Here is an 18,705-nt window from a genome sequence, read left to right as displayed (position 1 = left end):
CTCACACTTGAGTACAGTTACAATGATGTAGGCTATCAAACGCAGGTAAAAAATGCGGCTAGTGGTTATGTGTATAAAAATATAACTGAATTCGACATATTTGGTAATGGCTCTCAAAATACGCTAGGTAATGGACTCACTGAAAATACTGCTTACAGTAACAAAAGTGGGCAAATGCTCCTAAAAACAATAGCTAAAAATAATAGCAACATTATGAACATCGATTACTCCGCGTACGATGGTTTTGGTAATTTAAAAGCAGTTGATATTACGACAGGTAATATTGGCAATCAGCACAGCTTTAGTGAAACATACGATTATGACGCACTACACCGTTTAGAGAGTAATGCCGTTAATGGTATCACCACCATTAACTATAGCTATGATGCGGTGGGTAATTTGTTATCAAAATCAGACTATGCAACGCAGTATGATTATGAAAACGGCGCAACAGGCGGGCCCAATGCAGTTAAACGAATTCATCGCAGCGGCAGCTGGAAAACCTTTGCTTATGACGCCCGAGGCAACATGGCACAAGGTGACGGGCTCACAAGCGCCAGCTATAACGCGATGGATAAACCCACACAAATAGTAAAAGACGGTAAAACCCTCAATTTTACCTATGGCCCGCAGCATATGCGCTTTAAACAAGTAAATGGCAGCGTGACTACTTTTTACAGTGATAAATTATATGAAGAAGAAGTTACTGGCACAAAAACCACCTGGCGGGCTTATATAGACGACATAGCCGTAATAAGCCAAACCACTAATGAGGGCGCAACTATCCGCTATACCCACCGCGATCGCCTAGGCAGTGCGCGGGTATTTACCGACCACAACGGGCAAGTAGAAGCAGAGCGAAACTACGACCCATTTGGCAAACCACGTTTAGCCAGTGGTGGCTTAAAATCATTTGGGGCTTCAAAACTAGGTGATTTGGCGGATGCAAAAACAAATCGAGGCTTTACTGACCATGAGCATTTAGATAGTGTAGAGCTAATCCATATGAACGGTCGGGTGTACGATTATAACCTTGGTCGGTTTATGTCGGTTGACCCTGTTATTCAAAGTCCAACGAATAGCCAAAGTATTAACCCGTATTCGTATATTATGAATAATCCGTTGGCTGGAACCGATCCAACTGGCTATTCTAGCTGTAACCCTGAGGATTCAGATGGTTGCCAAAGCGAGCCGAAGGCATTAGAAATTGTAATTACTGATGGTCCAAATAAAGGGGAGTCATCTTCTAGTCCTAATGCCGCAGGTGGTGATATTGGGAGAAAAGGCAATAGTGATAATCCAAATGCACCAATTGCTAACTCTTCCAAAAGTTCTATGCCGTCAAATGGTAATGAGAATACTCAGAAGAGCCAAGGTAAAGTAGGAAGTGCTATTAGTGATATTGGTTCTCCCAGTACAATCACAAATAATAGTAGTACAGCTCCTTCGTCAGGAAACAATAGTAGTAAAGGACTATTTCCCAATATACCTACACTACCTGCGCCACCAAATGCTAAAAATCATATGTCTGGGATGAGATCTGCTCTGGGTTATGTGCAAAAATATGGTATGAATGTGCTTCAAACTATAGGGGGGGCTGGGCAGGCATTGTTAGGTGCTAGTTTGATGAGTAACCCAATAACTTTTATATTTGGTGCTTTAATTTTAGCGCATGGCTTTTTTAATACTGCTCAAGGTGTTGGTTTAACAGAAAGTAATTATGCTCAAGAAGGGTGGAGGTATGCATTGGGTGAACAATATGGTGATTACGCATATTTTGGTGTTGACATAACTAGCGCAGGTTGGGCAGCTTTAGGGAGAAAAATAGGACAATTTGGACTACGAGCTTCAGGCACAAACACCATTCATCATTCAAGAAATTTAACTAATTCTTTGGGACGGGATCGTATCCACTTTAGAGGAGATTATGTGAGAAATTATCAAACAGTATCGGGAGCCTCATTGGCTATTAATGATGGTTTAGTCATTCAGTATGGGATGAGAAGTAATGCTAACTAACGACATATTAATATGGCTTGTCCCTGCTATTTTTATTTTGGACTTATTTCTTACGATATGCGTCAAACTAAAAAAGCTAGCTGATATTAACTTGGTTGCATTAGTAAGGTTTGTAACACTAGTTTTGGGGAGCATATCAACGTGGTTATTATTTTTTGATGCGCCTTCACAAGGTATTTTATATGATTATTTACTAGGGCTAGTGCTATTGTATTACATCCCTGTTAGGTTGATATTTATACGATAATTAATAGCTAGTGGAAGCTTATTTTGTTTTTCTAGCGGTTATAGTTCCCCAATAGCCCTCGCAGTGGACTTTTTTGGAGTTATGCAGAATGCTAACTGAGAACCCGTTAGTTACATTAGTTCCTTTAATTTTTATTATTGACTTAGTTTTAACTGTGGCAGTTATAAGGAAAAAAGTAAAAGATAGGAATGTTGTTCCTGTGCTGAGGTTTTTGTTAATGGGATTAGGGGTCGCAAGTTCTTGGATTTTGTTCTTCAACTACCCATCATTAGGTCACTTATTTGATTATATTTATGGAAGTATTTTGGTTTACTTTTTAGTAATTAGAGTATTTTTACTGAGATCCTAATAAACACAAGGGAATCAAAATATGGCCGCGACTTACTCACTATTTGACTTTAAAGTGTGCAGCCAATCCCAGTAGAACTGCGCACTTGCTAGCAGCAGGCCGTGCAATCTGTGTCAGTGCCACCAATTAGTAGCACTGGCTCAAATAGCTAGCTCTGCTGTTTTAAAGTGACACTGGGGTCCTTATGGGCCAGGTCTTGTTTTTTGCTTTTTAGCCGACTAGTGCTTAATCTTTAGTTATTAATTTACTAACATAGATAGGTAAAAAAGTGGCTAGGCCGTTAATATTAGAGTTCGAAGGTGCTTTGTATCATGTTACGTCGCGAGGGAATGAGCGAAGAAAGTGGCTTAAGTGCACAAATTTATCTGCCTATAAAAATACAAAGCTCTGCACAGTAACCTGTGCAGAGTTTGTTATTTGTAACACTTAAATATCTGTAAAACTGATATAACCGTTGAGCTTAAAGTGCTTTAAAGCGGATGGCAGTGCCGCCGCTTGTTGCTAGTTTTAAAGTTAGCTTATCGTTTGCACTAACTACGCGCTTTTCGATATCTAAATCGTACGGGTTGTTTTTCCATTCTGCGTTTTTACCGTCTTGGTATATATGCGCTTCAAACTTTTTACCTTTTTCTAAAAAGTCGAGTTTTACCTCAATGGTGCGGGCTTTTTCGTCAGTCACTGCACCTAAGTACCAATCGTTTCCTGAGTATTTATCGCGTTTTCGTTCTTTACGAGCGAATACAATGAAGTCGCCCACCTCGCCATCAAGCGCAATACTCTGCTGCCAATCGGTTGGTACATCTTGAATAAATTGAAATGCATCTGGCTTAGCTAAGTAGTTTTTGGGTAGGTCGGCAGCCATTTGAATCGGGCTATACAGCACAACATAAAGTGCAAGTTGCTTGGCAAGCGTTGTTTGTGGGCGGTTTGTATCATCGCCTAAGCCATTAAAGCCCATATCAAATATACCGGGGGTAAAGTCCATTGGCCCTGCCAGCATACGGGTAAACGCAAGCATAGGGATATGCTCTGGCGGGTTAGGCGGTGTGCCCCATGCATTAAACTCTTGCCCACGAGCGCCTTCGCGCGCAATCCAGTTGGGGTAGGTACGGCGCAGGCCAGTGTCTTTTATAGGTTCGTGAGTGTTAATACTAATTTTATGTTTAGCAGCGAGCTTTACGTTATAAAGGTATTCGTTAACCATAAATTGGCCGTCGTGCCACTCATGGCGGGCAATATCGTTTTCATCTATGCGTTTTATGTTACCGCCATCGGCCACATAGCCCGTTTTAACTTGGCTTACGTTTGACTTTTCGTAAAGGGCAAAGGCATCTTCCATTTGATTGCGATAGTTAGTTACATTGCCCGAGGTTTCGTGGTGGCCAATTAACTGCACCCCTTTTTGTTTACCGTAGCGGGTAAGCTCCTCAATATCAAAGTCGTCGTAGGGTTGTGTAAAACTAAACACATCGCCATTAAAAAACCAGTCGCCATCCCAGCCTATGTTCCACCCTTCTACTAATACGCCGTCAAAGCCATATTCTGCGGCAAAGTCCATGTAGTATTTGGTTGTTTGAGTTGTAGCACCGTGTTTTTCACCACTGCCCCATGTTTGCGTATTTATGTGCATCCCCCACCAGATACCGACGTATTTACCGGGTTTTACCCATGAAACATCACCTAATTTATTTGGCTCATTAAGGTTTAAAATAATATCCGAGTTAATCAGGTCGACCGCTTTACTGCCTATTTGAATAGTACGCCACGGTGTATTAAATGCGCCTTGCTTTTTTACTGCAATGCCGTCAGACCACGGTGTTAAATCAGCTTGAAAAACACCTGGTCGACGCTGGTTAAGGGTCATACCTGCATAATCGACAAGGGCTGCTTCGTGAATGCTAACGTGTACGCCCTCTTTGTTTTTAAACGTAAAAGGGGTATGTACTAAGGGGGCGTCGTTAAGTGGGGTGGTGTTATAAACATATTCGTAACGGTTCCAGCCTCGGGCTGGGATCCACCACGCTGTTGCACTTTGGCTGTCGGTAATGGCAAATTCGGTAAGTTCTTTTGTGATTTCTATATTTTCAAAACCGGGTTGCTTGGGTACTTCGTATCTAAAGCCCACGCCGTTGTTAAAGGCTCTAAATTTAACGGTAAATACGCCGCCTTGTGGTTTTTTAAATGTAATAGCAACTTCGTTATGATTGTCGGTAACGATTTGTCGTTCGCCCCAAGGTTGCTGCCACTGGGTGTTTTGTGTGTTTTTTTGTGTATGGGTTATTTTAAAGCCTTCGCTAAAAGGGGCTTGTTGTTTAAATTTAAACCCCAGTGCGGAGTGATTAATAACCGGTTTGTTTTTAAAGTCGATTGAATAGCTGGGGGTCGTTAATTCGTCAGAAATAGTTATTTTAATATTGCCGTTGGGCGATTGTAATGTGGCTGTTTGTGCAAAACAGCTGCCCGAAAAAGCGAAAAGCAGAAGTGCTGATGTTCTCATTTAAGAGATCCTTACTGTGTCAGTGTGACTTATCAGAATAAAGGCTGTTGTTAGCAAATACGAATGTCTACATACGTATTCATTATCAAATAAAATAGAAAGAAATAAGTCACCTAATAGGTCTATACTGTAAATAATTTGAAAAATAAGAATAGTAAGATGATGTTCAAATATTTAACGTTAATTATTGTCATGTTATTAACTTGGCAGGTACAAGCGGTTTCTATCACGGTTAACAATAATAAAAATGAGCCTATGGCTAACGCCGTGGTGTGGTTGACTTCTGAGGTGCTTTCTAGTCAACCTAGTCAAGCAGATACACTTTATTCTATGGTGCAAAAGGATAGGGAGTTTACGCCGCGCATTTTAGTTGTACCACAAAATGCAAAAGTGGAATTTCCGAACGCCGATTCAATTTTGCATCATGTGTATTCGTTTTCTGAGGCAAAAACGTTCGAATTAAAGTTATATAAGGAACAACCCAAGGCGCCATTAGTGTTTGATCAAACAGGTGTTGTTGAGTTGGGCTGTAACATTCATGACTGGATGCTTGGTTATATTGTGGTTGTTGATAGCCCTATTTTTGCTATTACCGATAACAGCGGACATGTAAATTTAAGCGCAGAGCCAGGCGAGTACACCCTTAATGTGTGGCATTCAGGGTTTGGCGATATAAGCCATGTTGAGTCTAAAAAAGTCACCATAGGGCAAGCTTCATTTATTTATAAAGTGAAACAAGCCATAACCGAGCAGTTTGATTTTGCTACGGATGAATTTGATGATTATTAACCACATGCTTAAATATGCGGTTGTAAGTGGTGTGTTTTTATTTAGTGCATCAATTAGTGCACAGGTTAAGGGGCTGCTACAAGTACGTGCAGTTCAAGGCGACACGCTAAAAAGCTTTCAAGACGGAGGCACTGGCTTATACCGGCACGATACTAAAAGCGATAGCGTGTTGTTATCGCAAGGTATTATTGATGTGCGCGCCGATTTAGCAACAAGTTGGTCTGCTCATGGTGTGTTAAACGTTAATCAGGACCCTGATGTAGGATTAGGTTTAACACAAGCCTATTTTACATATAAACCATTAATCAGTAGCGCTTATAAGTGGCATGTGCGAGTGGGTGGTTTTTATCCGCTAATGTCGCTAGAGAACCCAGATATTGGCTGGACATCTCCTTACAACTATACCAATTCAGCAATTAATAGTTGGATTGGTGAAGAGCTTAGAACCGTTGGCGCAGAGGTAACAATAAAACGCCCAGCTAAACGTTTTAACAGCCCGCATAGTTTTAGTTTAGTGGGGGCAACATTTAAAGGTAACGACCCTACAGGCACGCTGCTGTCTTGGCGCGGTTTTGCCATGCACGATAGGCAAACTACATTTAACGAAGGTATTAGGTTTGCACCCGTTGCGGCACTTGATGACTTTTCACTGCGTTGGCAGGCAAACCAGGTTTTACCGTTTGAAGAAGTTGATGGGCGCTTTGGCTATTACCTAGGTGCACACTGGGATTTTTTAAAACAGTCACAATTTAGGATTTATTATTACGACAATAACGGTGATCCGACTAAACTAAACATTAGTTCTGGGCAATATGCATGGCATACACGCTTCACCAGCGCTGCTTGGTTATATAAATTTAATAATAAAACGCGTTTTATAACGCAGGTATTAACGGGTAAAACCGAAATGGGGCATAACAAATTAATAGATAACGCCTTTTATAGTCATTATTTAATGTTAAGCCATAAAGAAGGTAAACATAGAGTATCGGTACGGTACGACTACTTTAAGGTAACCGATAACGACACGACAGTATTTGACCCAAATGCAAGCGATGGCGAAGGGTTAACAGCCTCATGGCGTTACGCGTTTAGCAAACATGGTCAACTAGGTATTGAAGGCTCAGCACTAAAAAGCTTTATAGACAATAGAGCTGCAATGGGGTTACAGCAGCGAGTTTCGCAGCAGCAAGTAATGATTAACACGCAATGGAAGTTTTAGGTTTTATCAACCTACTGCAATTTTAGGTTTAATTTGTAATAGGCGTTTAGGGCCTTGTAGGATGATAAAATGAATTTGCATAGTATTCGCGTTAAAGTGTCGTTTCCTATTGTTGTATTAGGACTTGCCATACTCTCGTTAATTGTGGGGTATACCTACTTAATAACTTTACAAAAAAATGCACTTGATGTGCAGTCTGAAAAGTTTATTAAGGCGCTGTCTCTTGCTTTAAACGCAGACCGCGACCTATACCAAGCTAAAGTTGCCGAATTAAATTTAGTAACACATTCAAAAAATACAGAAAAGTACCAGGCAGAGCACGAAGAAAATGCAATGCAAGTTACTGATAAACTTAATCAGTATTTATCTTTAATGAAAGATTACCCCAGTATAGCTAAAGAGCTAAATGGCTTTGAAAACGACTTTAATACGTGGCTAGCAGCGTCAAAAAGCTACATAGCCGATAAGAAAAACCAAGCCAAACAAACGAATTCAGAGCAAGCATTTGCCACTTTAAGGATTAAGCTTGATAAAGCCGGCGAGCTGGCTGAAAAAACCTCTGAGCAAGAAATCATCACGCTTTCGTCTAATATTATTTCAACCAAAATTATGATGTTAGTCATCGTTGTTATTATTTTAATTGCAGCGAGTTGGTTTAGTTACAGTGTGCCTAAACAACTCACTCGGCAAATCAATTATGTAACTAAGCGCATTAGTGATATTGCCTCCGGGGATGGCGACTTAACTGGGCGCATACAAGTTACGTCTAAAGATGAGTTTTCTGACTTAGCCACCGAATTTAATACTTTTTTAGATAACTTACAGCAATTGATACGCGATATATTAGAGCAATCTAAAGAGTTAAATGGCTTAGGTGTTGAGCTAAGTAAAGTGGCCACACAAAATAACAATGTAAACCAAGCCTTGGGGCAAGCGTCAGAGTCTATTGTAAGCGCAGTACATGAAATGAGCACTGCCAGCAAGGAGGTGGCAGGTGTTGCGCAGCAGTCATCAAGCGAAGCCGATAACTCGTTAAAACTGGCTCAACAAGGACTTAGTGCAGTGGCTAACTCTAGTTCGCGTATAACTTCCCTTTCTAACAATATGGAGCAAGCAATGGCTCGCTCTACAGAGCTACAGCAAAGCTCTGACAATATCGCTAAAGTTTTAGAGGTCATTCGCGCCATAGCAGAGCAAACAAACTTATTAGCACTTAATGCGGCAATAGAGGCGGCACGCGCTGGTGAATACGGGCGAGGCTTTGCGGTTGTGGCTGACGAAGTAAGAACGCTTGCTACGCGCACACAAGATAGTACCAACGATATTCAACAAATGATTGAGCTGTTTGCATCGAGTGTATCGCAGTCAATTAAAGCCATCGATGAAAGTAAGCAATTTGCAGATGATGCTGTGGAGTCGTTTTCACAAACTAACGATATACTCAATGCTATGCAAAGCTCATCGACTAAAGTAAACGATATGGCGATGCAAACTGCGCAAGCTACGGAAGAGCAAACAACGGTTTCTGATGAAATAAGCCATAACTTATCGTCACTTAACGATCAAACCTTAGAGGGTGGGTCGCTGGCGCGCACAACGCAAGATGTATCAAATAAAATGGAGCAGCTAACAGATGAACTTAATCGATTAGTTAACCGGTTTAAGGTTTAATATAACAAAAAGGGAGCCTGTAGAGCTCCCTTTTTGGCGTATTAACATTTATTATTTTTTATCAAACGCGCGTTTCATAAAGTTAGGTGTTGCTAATGCACCATGGTGAATACCGCTGTTGTAGTATTCACTTTGCTCGGCTATTTGTGCTGCGCCATCTTCTCTGAAGCCGTTAAAGGTTTCAGACTTACGAGCAAGAGTTACCGACCATAAACCGCTTGGGTAAATTGGTTGTGGGAATGGTAATGTTTGTAAATCGTTAAAGCCAACACTTAGCATCGCTTCACGCATTTCAACCAGTAGTGGCATATGCATAAGTGGCGATTCACTTTGCTGTACTAAAATACCACCAGGGCGAAGTGCATTTAAGCAGCTTGTGTAAAATGCATGGTTAAATAGACCTTCGCCAGGTCCTACCGGGTCTGTGCCGTCAACAATAACCACGTCGATAGACTCACTAGCTGCTTCGCGCATGTACTTAATACCATCGTCAAACATAACTGTAGCGCGTGCATCATTATTAGATTCGCACAGCTCTGGGAAGTATTTTAACGACATTTGTGTGACTACTTCGTCTATGTCAATTTGCGTTACGCTTTCTACGCCAGGGTGTTTTAATACTTCACGTAACGTGCCGCAGTCGCCGCCGCCAATAATAACCACATTTTTAGGATTTGGGTGTGCCAAAAGTGCAGGATGGCTGATCATTTCATGATAAAAAAAGTTTTCGCGGGTTGATACCATGGTACAACCGTCGATGATCATTAAATTACCAAAGTCTGTGGTTTCGAACATTTCTACTTTTTGAAAAGGAGACTGTTTTTCATCTAACTTTTTGTTAATACGTAATGAAAATGCGCTGCCGTCACGATCGCTAATTTCAGTAAACCACTTACTTTGATCTAAGTTTGCCATAGTTGCTGATACACTTTTTAGGTTGAGGTAAAAAAAGGGCAATTCTGCCAGTGCTTGGCAGTTTGCTCAATGACATTTTAACTGATTTAGCGAATAAAGTTAGTTAGGAGTGAGTGAAAGTTCAATTTTTGTTAGCCTAGGAGATAGCGACGTATTAAAATGCGCCTTTATACCTAATTGACGAAAGAAGAGTTGCCATGACCTGGGGTTTAGAAACAGCACGTGCCACTTATAATGTTGCTCATTGGAGTGATGGTTATTTTGATATTAATGCACAAGGCGAGTTGGTTGCCTACCCCGACGGCGATCAAAGCAAAGCTGCAATCTCTTTAACCGATTTAACTGAGCAATTTAAACAGCAAGGGTTAACACTGCCTGTTTTAGTGCGCTTTACCGACATTTTAAAAAATCGTGTTGATACGCTTACTAATGCTTTTACTAAAGCGCGCAGTAGTCGTGAGTACAATGGTAAATACACCTGTGTTTATCCTATCAAAGTAAATCAGCAGCGCTCTGTTGTTAGTAAATTATTGGCGCACCCAAGCGGGTTAGTTGGCCTTGAAGCGGGCTCAAAACCAGAGTTAATGGCTATTTTAGGTGTGGCAAAAGAGCCAATCACTATTGTATGTAATGGCTACAAAGACAGTGAGTTTTTACGTTTAGCGTGCATTGGCCAAGCTATGGGGCACAGCGTAAAAATAGTAGTAGAAAAGCTATCTGAGCTAACCACTTTACTTGAAGAAATCGATAATTTGGGGATTGAACCTGCAATAGGTATTCGCATTCGCTTAAATTCGGTGGGTAAAGGTAAGTGGCAAAATACCGGTGGCGAAAAAGGTAAGTTTGGTTTAACTGCAGGGCAAGTATTAAGTGCGGTAGAAGTGCTTAAAAAACACAATAAATTACACTTGATGCAAATGGTGCATTTTCATATTGGCTCTCAAATTGCCAATATACGTGATATACACCGCGCACTTCGTGAATGTGCGCGTCACTTTGCAGAATTAACACAGCTAGGTGTGCCGCTCAATACCGTAGATGTTGGGGGCGGTTTAGGCGTAGATTATGAAGGGTCGGGCTCTCGTAGTGCGTGCTCAATGAACTACACAGTGGAAGAGTATGCTCGTAATGTAGTCAATGCGTTTGCTGAGGTGTGCGACCAACACGATTTAACCCATCCGGCTATTATTACAGAATCAGGCCGTGCTTTAACCGCGCATCATGCGGTACTCATCACCGATGTGATTGACGTTGAAAAAGCACCCAATCATTTAAATCCAGAACCACCGCTTGAAAACAGCGTGTTAGTGCTTGATGAAATGTGGCAATGCTTACAGCGTTTAAATCCGCGCATGGCGCTAGAAATTTACCACGATGCGATGCACTTATTTAGCGAAGCTCACGATCAGTACGTACATGGTTTAGTAAGCATGTTAGAGTGGGCGAAAATAGAGCAGCTTTATTTTACTATTTTACACCGCGTGCGTGCATCGCTTAGTAATAACGCCCGCGCACACCGAGAAGTACTTGACGATTTAAATGAAAAATTAGCCGATAAACTGTTTGTTAATTTTTCACTGTTTCAATCGTTACCTGATGTGTGGGGCATACAGCAGTTGTTTCCGGTTATGCCAATCGAAAACTTAACGCAACCGCTTACTCAGCGCGCCATTATCCAAGATATTACTTGTGACTCGGATGGGCAAATACGCGAATACGTTGAAGGTGCAGGTATTGAAACCAGCTTACCAATCCCTGAATATAAGCATGGCGAACAATACCACCTTGCTATGTTTATGGTTGGCGCGTATCAAGAAATTTTAGGTGACCTACATAACCTCTTTGGTGATACCGATTCAGTGCATGTTGAGCTAAACGACGACGGCTATGTATTAACCAATGCCATAAAAGGTGATAGCGTTAAGGATGTATTAAAGTTTGTTGATTACGATAGTGCTATTTTAGCTGAAAATTTTGCTTATCAAATTAATAAACTAGACGCCTCAGAGCAGTGTAAAGCGGGTTATTTAGCCGAGCTCAATGCGGGCCTTGAAGGCTACACCTATTTTGAAGATTAATTTTTAAGTATAAAAGCGCAGTGTTTAATGCTGCGCACCGTTAAAGGAATAGAAGTAATGTCAGTTATTCGTAGTGTTTTTAGTCTTATTTTTTATGCATTAAACACACTTTTTTGGTTTATACCTATTTTTATTTGTGGCTTATTAAAGCTTATTCCTATCAAACCATTACAAAAGTTATTGAGTTGGGTTGCTAAACAGTGCGCCACTATTTGGGTGTCGTTCAACACTTTAAACCAGTTGTTACTTACACCAACAAAACTTAACGTAACGGGCTTAGACTCTCTTAAACTAAAAGATTGGTACTTGGTGATTGCCAATCATCAAAGCTGGGTAGACATTTTAGTATTACAGCGTGTATTTAATCGTAAAATTCCGTTTTTAAATTTCTTTTTAAAGAAAGAGCTCATTTATGTGCCTGTGTTGGGATTATGTTGGTGGGCGCTCGACTTTCCATTTATGACGCGCACCAGTAAAAGCCAGCTTAAAAAGAACCCTAAACTACGTGGTAAAGACTTAGAAACAACACGTAAAGCATGCGAAAAATTTAAAGAAATGCCTGTGACGGTAGTTAACTTTGTTGAAGGTACGCGCTTTACGCAAAGTAAACATGCAAAACAGCAAAGTCCGTTTCCGCATTTATTAAAACCAAAAGCTGGTGGTATAGCCTTTGTTATGCAAGCAATGGGTGAGCAAATTTCTCAAGTTGTGAACGTTACATTGCATTACCCTGACGGTATTCCTACGTTTATGGATTTTGCTGGCGGAAAAGTAAAAAATATTAATATACACGTGAATGTTATGCCGGTAAGTGACGAGCTAATTGGTGATTACACGGGCGATTCTGAATTTAGAGTTCGTTTTCAAGGCGAGTTAAACCGTTTATGGGAAGAAAAAGAACAAACATTGCAATCACTTGACGCCCCAACAAGTACAAAATAACACGGTGAGCTTACAGTTATGCTAAAAAAATGGTTACCAAATTGGCTAAATGGCCTAATTGTAGGCTGCGTATTATTTACTAACCTTATAATTTTTGGCGTATTGGTATTACTTTTAGGATTAGTGAAGTTATTACTGCCTATCCATGCTGTTAATCTTTTATTACATAGCGCTTATCGGGGGTGGTGTAACGGTAATCGATTGGGTTTATGGCTAGGCTGCCCAGATATTAAAATTGATGTAAAAGGTGATTTAAACTCAAAAAGTTGGTACTTACTAATTTGTAATCATATGAGTTGGTTAGATATTACGGTACTTAGTTCGATGCATGCGTTACCCGCCCCTAAGTTTTTTTTAAAAGACGATTTAAAGTATGTGCCATTTATTGGCACTGGCGCATGGGCGATGGGAATGCCATTTATGAAGCGTGTAAGCAAAGCGCAAATAGCTAAAAACCCAAAGTTGAAAGGGTTAGACATAGAGCGTACCAAAAACAGCTGTCGTAACTTTCGTAACCACCCAACAACTATTATCAACTTTGTTGAAGGAACGCGTTATACCCCCGCTAAACATGCACAACAGCAAAGCCCGTTTAAGCACTTACTAAAGCCAAAGGCTGGCGGAATTGCCTTTGCACTGGAAGTACTCGGAACCCAGTTTGATGCTATGTTAAATACCAGTTTGGTCTATAGCGGTAAGTCAGATCATGTGTGCCGCAACTTATTAAAAGGTGAGCTAGACTCTATTCACGTATCAATTGATGTAATGGCTATTACCGACACTATGTTAGGTAGCTATCAAACAGATGAAGCGTTCAAAGCTAACTTTCAACAATATGTGAACGACTTATGGGTTGCAAAAGATAAGCAATTGGCAGGTATTTATGCCCAGCAGGCAATGCCAGATGCACAAATTAGTAAGGAAGCCAAAACACTATGACCAACACCCATATACAAGAGCTAATTGCTCCTTGGTTTGAAAATGTCCCCGACGCTGCTTTTTTTAGTGCACTAACGGCTACCGCCATTGGCATTTGCTCGTTACTTGTTGTGTATTTATTTACTCGCAGGCTTATGCTGCCAGGTATTCAAAAGGTGGTTACTAAGTTATCGCCTGAGCGTATTGGCGCGCTTTCCCCAATGTTAACTAAGCTTAATAAGCGTATTGCTGGGCTCCTGTGTTGTGTATTGTTTTTAGCCACCTTTGACAGTTTTTATCCGGTTGGTGAGTTAGCGGCTGAAATACTTAAAACCATAGGCCAAGCCTTATTAATTATTTACACTGGTTTTATTATCAGCAGTATTGTTAGTATCGCTGCTGCTATTTATAACCAATTAGACTTTGCCCGAGAAGTTCCCATTCAAGGCCTTGTTCAAGTTGTAAAACTAATTACCTTTATTGTGTGTGGCATTTTAATTGTTAGTATTGTGCTTGAAAAATCACCGACATATATTCTTTCGGGTTTTGGTGCTATTGCCGCCGTCACTTTATTAGTATTTAAAGATACGATTTTAGGGTTTGTTGCCAGTATACAAATTGCGGCTAACCGATTAGTTACTTATGGTGATTGGATCCAAGTTGATAATTACGGCGCCGATGGTGAGGTAATAGACTTAGGCTTAAATACGGTAAAAGTACGTAACTGGGATAACACCATTACGACGATTCCTACGTACATGCTGGTGGCCGGGTCGTTCAAAAACTGGCGAGGTATGCAAGAGTCGGGTGGGAGGCGGATTAAGCGCTCACTCAATATTGATATGAACAGTATTTGCCTAGTAAACGACGAGTTTAGAGCGCAAATTGATGCGGCTATTCCGCTACATGAGTATATTCGAGTGTCGGCATTACCAGAGCCTGTGTCTAATTTAGGGCTGTTTCGCCGTTATGCTGAAGGGTATTTAAAGCAGCATAGTAAAATAAACTCTTCGCTTACTTTAATGGTGAGAGAGCTTCAACCGTTAAACCACGGTTTACCTATTGAGTTTTACTGTTTTAGTGAAGATAAGCGCTGGATCTCTTACGAACATTTGCAAGCCGAAATAATGGATCACTTACTTGCCGTGCTGCCTATTTTTGGATTACGTGCTTATCAAAGTGTGAGTGGGCAGTTAAGCCCACCAACCAATGCGGGGCAAACTGAAAAGCCCAGTATTAAAGTGCCCAGTAATGCTGTGCAAGACCCACGCTAATAAAGAATATTAATAGCCACCAAATAGGTGGCTTTTTAAATTGTAGCCATGCAAAAGCCACAACAACTAACCCAACATGTAACCAGCTGTGCACTGCCGATGTCCAAATAGGTGAGTATAAAGCTGCGGCCAAAAAGCCCACAACGGCAGCATTAAGTGCGGCAATTGAACTAGCAAAACGCGGTTTATTAGCCAAGTTAAGCCAGCTTTTTTGAAATGCTAACATTAATAAAAAGCCGGGTGAAAAAATTAATAACGTAGCAACCAGTGCGCCAAATAAAGGCTGCGCAGTATTAAGTTGTGCACCTAAATAAGTAGCAATAGTAAACATAGGGCCAGGGATTGCTTGAGCGCTGGCATAAGCACTTAAAAATTGGTCATTACTCAGCGCGGGTACACCAGCTTGCAATACAGGTAATACAACGTGCCCACCACCAAACACCATAGCGCCTGCTTGGTAAAAAGGAGCAAATAAAGCAAATTCTTTTCCAAGGGGGGCAAAGCTAATAGCCAGTAACAATGCAAATAAGCTCAGAGCAACCCAGTTAATATTACTTTTTGTGTCGGTATTCGTATTTTGATTTGCCTCGCCTAATTTTAATAAAGGCCATATAGCACCAATAGATGCAGCAATAACTAAAACTGCAATTTGCGTGCTTAACACCGGAAGTAGTACAAGCGCTAAGGTGCTTAATACGGCAAGTAACTTAAGCACCGCACTTGTGCAAAAGCTTTTAGCCATAGACAGTGTGGCATCAGCTACGATGACCACGGCAAATAGTTTCAAACCCGCAATAATGGCATAATAAACGGCATCAAATTGGTGTGCACTAATGGCCAGTATCACCATAATTAAAAAAGATGGCAGCGTAAAACCAACAAACGCAGTAATACCGCCTAATATCCCTGCGCGTTCAACGCCAATAGCAAAGCTTACTTGGCTCGAACCAGGCCCCGGCAACGCTTGGCTTAAACTAATTAATTGCGCGTAGCGTGTGTTGGTGATCCAATTTAATGTATCTACAAAGTGGCGCTTAAAATAGCCTAAGTGTGCCGCTGGGCCACCAAAGCTCATGCAGCCAAGTAAAAAAAACTGTCTAAAAATAGCAATCAGCATTGCGCTTTTATCCTTTTTTGAATTCATTAAATTGTCACAAAGGAATATGACATATTTATTAAAACTCAATTTTGTAGGGTTAATAACAAAATTATAAGGTGATTGTTACGCACTTCATAGTTTGTTCATACAGGTAATTACATACTGTTGCTAATTTCTAAATGAATAGGACATCATCATGACATTAACAAAATCACTTTTAAGCGTTACAGTAGTAGCCGTATTACTTTCAGGTTGTGAAATGAATAATACCGGCAAAGGCGCGGCAATTGGCGCAGCTGCTGGTGGCGTGCTAGGTAAAGCAACGGGTAACCACAAAGACAAGCGCATATTTATTGGTGCTGCTATTGGTGCATTAGCAGGCGCTGCTGTGGGTGATTACATGGATAAGCAGGAAGAAGCGTTTCGTGATGAATTAGCCGGTTCGGGTGTTGAGGTGGTACGCGAAGGCGATAACTTACGCTTGGTTATGCCCTCTAATATTACGTTTGCAACCGACCAATCATACATTTCAACAGGGTTTAACGATACGCTAAACGCCATTGCTAAAGTTATGAACAAGTATGAGAAAACCTACCTAAGCGTAGAAGGGCATACAGATAGCACAGGGCAAGATAGCTACAACATGAACTTGTCGCGCGAACGCGCTCAAAGTGTAAAGGCTTACTTAGCCAACCAAGATATTATGGCAGCACGCATTAGCACTAGCGGCTTTGGTGAAACACGCCCAATTGCCACTAACGACACTGCAAACGGGCGAGCTCAAAACCGTCGTGTAGAAATTCAAATAGTGCCAAATACAGAAGGTTAATCCTTATTAAACTGTAATTCACACAGCTTTTGATACAGCGGGTTGCTTGCCACTAACTCTTGGTGAGTACCCGTTGCAATAATTTCTCCATTTTCCATCACTACAATCATATCTGCATGAATAACTGTTGCTAGCCTATGTGCAATAATAAGCGTGGTTCTATTTTGCATTAAGTGCTCAAGCGCGGCTTGAACATGGTGCTCACTTTGCGCATCGAGTGCGCTGGTTGCTTCATCAAGAAGGAGTATTTCAGGGTCTTTCAAAATAGCCCTAGCAAGTACTATACGCTGCTTTTGCCCACCGGATAACCTAACGCCTTGCTCGCCTAAAAAGCTGTTGTAACCTTGTGGTAATTGTTTAATAAATTCATCGGCATGAGCATGTTTTGCAGCAGCGTATACTTGTTCATCAGTGGCGTTTGGGTTGCCGTAACGAATGTTATGCATTACATCTGAGCTAAATAAAATAGGGTTTTGTGCCACCATGCCCATTTTGTCACGCAGGGTGTTTAAAGAGAGCGACTTAATATCAATATCGTGAAATTTTATTGCGCCACTAGCTGGGTCGTAAAAGCGCTGTAGTAGCTCAAATAAGGTTGTTTTACCTGCGCCAGATGGGCCAACAATAGCCACTGTTTGACCTTGCGAAATGCTTAAGCTTATTTTGTTAAGTGCACTGACATCCGGGCGAGACGGATAATTAAAGCTGATATTTTCAAGCGAGATTGCAGGCAAGCTTGCGTTATTTTGTAGCTGAGCGTCTTGCGGGTTTTCAGGATTTTCAATTTCACTTTTTACCGCAAGTAATTCAAGTAAGCGGGCGGCTGCACCTGCCGCTCTTTGCAATTCGCCGTACACTTCTGCAACCGTAGCCACCGACATTGCCACCATAATAGCGTAAAACACGAATGCACCCAGTTCACCCCCGGTCATAGTGCCTGCCAGTACATCACTGCCGCCAACCCACAGCATTGCGCTGATGGCACTAAAGGTTAAAAATATTACAGCAGCAATTAAAAACGAGCGCTGTTTAATGCGGCTTTTGGCAACGTTAAAGGCTTTTTCGGTTTCAAGTGCAAAAGCATGTTGCTCTTGCGTTTCGTGGCTATAACTTTGTACCACTTTAATATTTTGAATGATCTCGCCGGCATAGGTGCTTATATCGGCAATGGCGTCTTGGCTAGAGCTTGCAAGCCTACGCACCTTTTTGCCAAATACCATCATCGGCACTAATACTAGTGGCACACACGCAACCACAACTAGCGTGAGTTTTAGGTTAGTTATTAATAACATGACCAAACCGCCAACCAGCATTAATGTACTGCGCAGCGCCATTGAAAACGAGGAGCCAATAATAGATTGCAGTAAAGTGGTGTCGGTTGTTAAACGCGACATAAGCTCGCCACTGCGGTTTTCTTCAAAGTAGCTTGGATGCAATGTCACAATACGGTTAAACACGGCCTTACGAATATCGTTACTCACTCGCTCGCCAATCCACGACATTAGATAAAATCGGCTAAACGTGCCTACAGCCAATAAGCTAATTAAACCAATAAGTACCAATACAGCTTGTTTAAGTTGCGCTTGAGATCCCGCAATAAAGCCATGATCTATAACAAATTTAACCCCTTGGCCTAACGATAAATTAACACCAGCCGTTACTAATAAAGCGCCAAGGGCTGCTACGACCATCCATTTATAGGGTTTAATAAATGCAAAAATAGGCAATAAACTGCTAAATGCAGCTTTTTCGGTTGCGGGGGTAATGTTTGGCATAGTGGATTCTTTTTATAAGTTGAGGTATAGATATGGCATCATTGAATTAAAAATCAATAGCTTTAAAAATCATCAATAAGG

Annotated in this window: 13 protein-coding genes; 9 read left to right on the top strand and 4 right to left on the bottom strand. The window is 41.2% G+C overall.

Annotated features, from left to right (window positions below; translation table 11 throughout):
* The first annotated feature begins 69 nt into the window (after window positions 1-69).
* A complete protein-coding gene (locus ATS71_RS18780; protein WP_235591405.1) occupies window positions 70-2,019 on the top strand; it encodes an RHS repeat domain-containing protein in 1,950 nt (649 codons plus the stop codon).
* A gap of 1,056 nt (window positions 2,020-3,075) precedes the next feature.
* Here ATS71_RS18780 and ATS71_RS03735 read toward each other — a convergent pair.
* Window positions 3,076-5,112, bottom strand: a complete 2,037-nt coding sequence (locus ATS71_RS03735; RefSeq protein ID WP_058403602.1) for a glycoside hydrolase family 97 protein — start codon at window positions 5,110-5,112, stop codon at window positions 3,076-3,078.
* 162 nt (window positions 5,113-5,274) lie between these two features.
* Here ATS71_RS03735 and ATS71_RS03730 point away from each other — a divergent pair, with 162 nt between their 5' ends.
* The 3 genes from ATS71_RS03730 (at window position 5,275) to ATS71_RS03720 (ending at window position 8,794) form a co-directional block, all read left to right on the top strand.
* Window positions 5,275-5,901 carry a methylamine utilization protein gene (locus ATS71_RS03730; RefSeq protein ID WP_058403656.1) on the top strand — a complete coding sequence of 209 codons (627 nt, stop codon included), beginning with the start codon at window positions 5,275-5,277 and terminating at the stop codon, window positions 5,899-5,901.
* Window positions 5,891-7,123 carry a hypothetical protein gene (locus tag ATS71_RS03725; RefSeq protein WP_058403601.1) on the top strand — a complete coding sequence of 411 codons (1,233 nt, stop codon included), beginning with the start codon at window positions 5,891-5,893 and terminating at the stop codon, window positions 7,121-7,123. The genes ATS71_RS03730 and ATS71_RS03725 overlap by 11 nt, the downstream gene beginning before the upstream one ends.
* A 69-nt stretch (window positions 7,124-7,192) precedes the next feature.
* Window positions 7,193-8,794, top strand: coding sequence for a methyl-accepting chemotaxis protein (locus ATS71_RS03720; RefSeq protein WP_058403600.1), 1,602 nt, complete (start codon window positions 7,193-7,195; stop codon window positions 8,792-8,794).
* A gap of 51 nt (window positions 8,795-8,845) precedes the next feature.
* On the opposite strand, the gene speE is transcribed toward ATS71_RS03720, so the two are convergent.
* A complete protein-coding gene (gene speE / locus ATS71_RS03715; RefSeq protein WP_058403599.1) occupies window positions 8,846-9,709 on the bottom strand; it encodes a polyamine aminopropyltransferase in 864 nt (287 codons plus the stop codon).
* Between the two features lie 197 nt (window positions 9,710-9,906).
* On the opposite strand from speE, the gene speA reads away from it, so the two are divergent.
* From speA to ATS71_RS03695, 4 genes are read left to right on the top strand one after another with little or no spacing between them, the layout of a single operon-like run.
* On the top strand, window positions 9,907-11,787 hold the full coding sequence (speA, locus tag ATS71_RS03710) for a biosynthetic arginine decarboxylase (protein WP_010557735.1): 1,881 nt from the start codon (window positions 9,907-9,909) through the stop codon (window positions 11,785-11,787).
* Window positions 11,788-11,844: 57 nt separating this feature from the next.
* Window positions 11,845-12,729 (top strand): acyltransferase, encoded by an 885-nt coding sequence (locus ATS71_RS03705; protein WP_058403655.1) that lies wholly within the window; start codon window positions 11,845-11,847, stop codon window positions 12,727-12,729.
* An 18-nt stretch (window positions 12,730-12,747) separates the two neighbouring features.
* Window positions 12,748-13,668 carry an acetyltransferase gene (locus ATS71_RS03700; RefSeq protein ID WP_058403598.1) on the top strand — a complete coding sequence of 307 codons (921 nt, stop codon included), beginning with the start codon at window positions 12,748-12,750 and terminating at the stop codon, window positions 13,666-13,668.
* Window positions 13,665-14,921 carry a mechanosensitive ion channel family protein gene (locus tag ATS71_RS03695; protein WP_058403597.1) on the top strand — a complete coding sequence of 419 codons (1,257 nt, stop codon included), beginning with the start codon at window positions 13,665-13,667 and terminating at the stop codon, window positions 14,919-14,921. Before ATS71_RS03700 ends, ATS71_RS03695 begins: the two co-directional genes overlap by 4 nt.
* On the opposite strand, the gene chrA is transcribed toward ATS71_RS03695, so the two are convergent.
* The gene (gene chrA, locus ATS71_RS03690) at window positions 14,884-16,038 is read right to left on the bottom strand and encodes a chromate efflux transporter (RefSeq protein WP_058403596.1); all 1,155 of its coding nucleotides are present in this window, start codon (window positions 16,036-16,038) and stop codon (window positions 14,884-14,886) included. The two genes, ATS71_RS03695 and chrA, sit on opposite strands and share 38 nt — an antisense overlap.
* A 178-nt stretch (window positions 16,039-16,216) precedes the next feature.
* On the opposite strand from chrA, the gene ATS71_RS03685 reads away from it, so the two are divergent.
* A complete protein-coding gene (locus tag ATS71_RS03685) occupies window positions 16,217-16,849 on the top strand; it encodes an OmpA family protein (RefSeq protein ID WP_058403595.1) in 633 nt (210 codons plus the stop codon).
* On the opposite strand, the gene ATS71_RS03680 is transcribed toward ATS71_RS03685, so the two are convergent.
* Window positions 16,846-18,624, bottom strand: a complete 1,779-nt coding sequence (locus ATS71_RS03680; protein WP_058403594.1) for an ABC transporter transmembrane domain-containing protein — start codon at window positions 18,622-18,624, stop codon at window positions 16,846-16,848. The two genes, ATS71_RS03685 and ATS71_RS03680, sit on opposite strands and share 4 nt — an antisense overlap.
* Window positions 18,625-18,705: the final 81 nt, after the last annotated feature.

It is taken from the genome of Pseudoalteromonas sp. H71 (assembly GCF_001468485.1).
Taxonomy (GTDB): Bacteria; Pseudomonadota; Gammaproteobacteria; order Enterobacterales; family Alteromonadaceae; genus Pseudoalteromonas.
The sequence above is the reverse complement of the archived record's forward strand: the minus strand, read 5'-3'. Positions and strand labels throughout refer to the sequence as shown.

Coding starts and splice junctions, on each gene's coding strand:
- chrA (WP_058403596.1), bottom strand. CDS start 16,038: ATGCTGATTGCTATTTTTAGACAGTTTTTTTTACTTGGCTGCATGAGC.
- ATS71_RS03725 (WP_058403601.1), top strand. CDS start 5,891: ATGATTATTAACCACATGCTTAAATATGCGGTTGTAAGTGGTGTGTTT.
- ATS71_RS03705 (WP_058403655.1), top strand. CDS start 11,845: ATGTCAGTTATTCGTAGTGTTTTTAGTCTTATTTTTTATGCATTAAAC.
- speA (WP_010557735.1), top strand. CDS start 9,907: ATGACCTGGGGTTTAGAAACAGCACGTGCCACTTATAATGTTGCTCAT.
- ATS71_RS03730 (WP_058403656.1), top strand. CDS start 5,275: ATGTTCAAATATTTAACGTTAATTATTGTCATGTTATTAACTTGGCAG.
- ATS71_RS03720 (WP_058403600.1), top strand. CDS start 7,193: ATGAATTTGCATAGTATTCGCGTTAAAGTGTCGTTTCCTATTGTTGTA.
- ATS71_RS03735 (WP_058403602.1), bottom strand. CDS start 5,112: ATGAGAACATCAGCACTTCTGCTTTTCGCTTTTTCGGGCAGCTGTTTT.
- ATS71_RS03680 (WP_058403594.1), bottom strand. CDS start 18,624: ATGCCAAACATTACCCCCGCAACCGAAAAAGCTGCATTTAGCAGTTTA.
- ATS71_RS03700 (WP_058403598.1), top strand. CDS start 12,748: ATGCTAAAAAAATGGTTACCAAATTGGCTAAATGGCCTAATTGTAGGC.
- speE (WP_058403599.1), bottom strand. CDS start 9,709: ATGGCAAACTTAGATCAAAGTAAGTGGTTTACTGAAATTAGCGATCGT.
- ATS71_RS03695 (WP_058403597.1), top strand. CDS start 13,665: ATGACCAACACCCATATACAAGAGCTAATTGCTCCTTGGTTTGAAAAT.
- ATS71_RS03685 (WP_058403595.1), top strand. CDS start 16,217: ATGACATTAACAAAATCACTTTTAAGCGTTACAGTAGTAGCCGTATTA.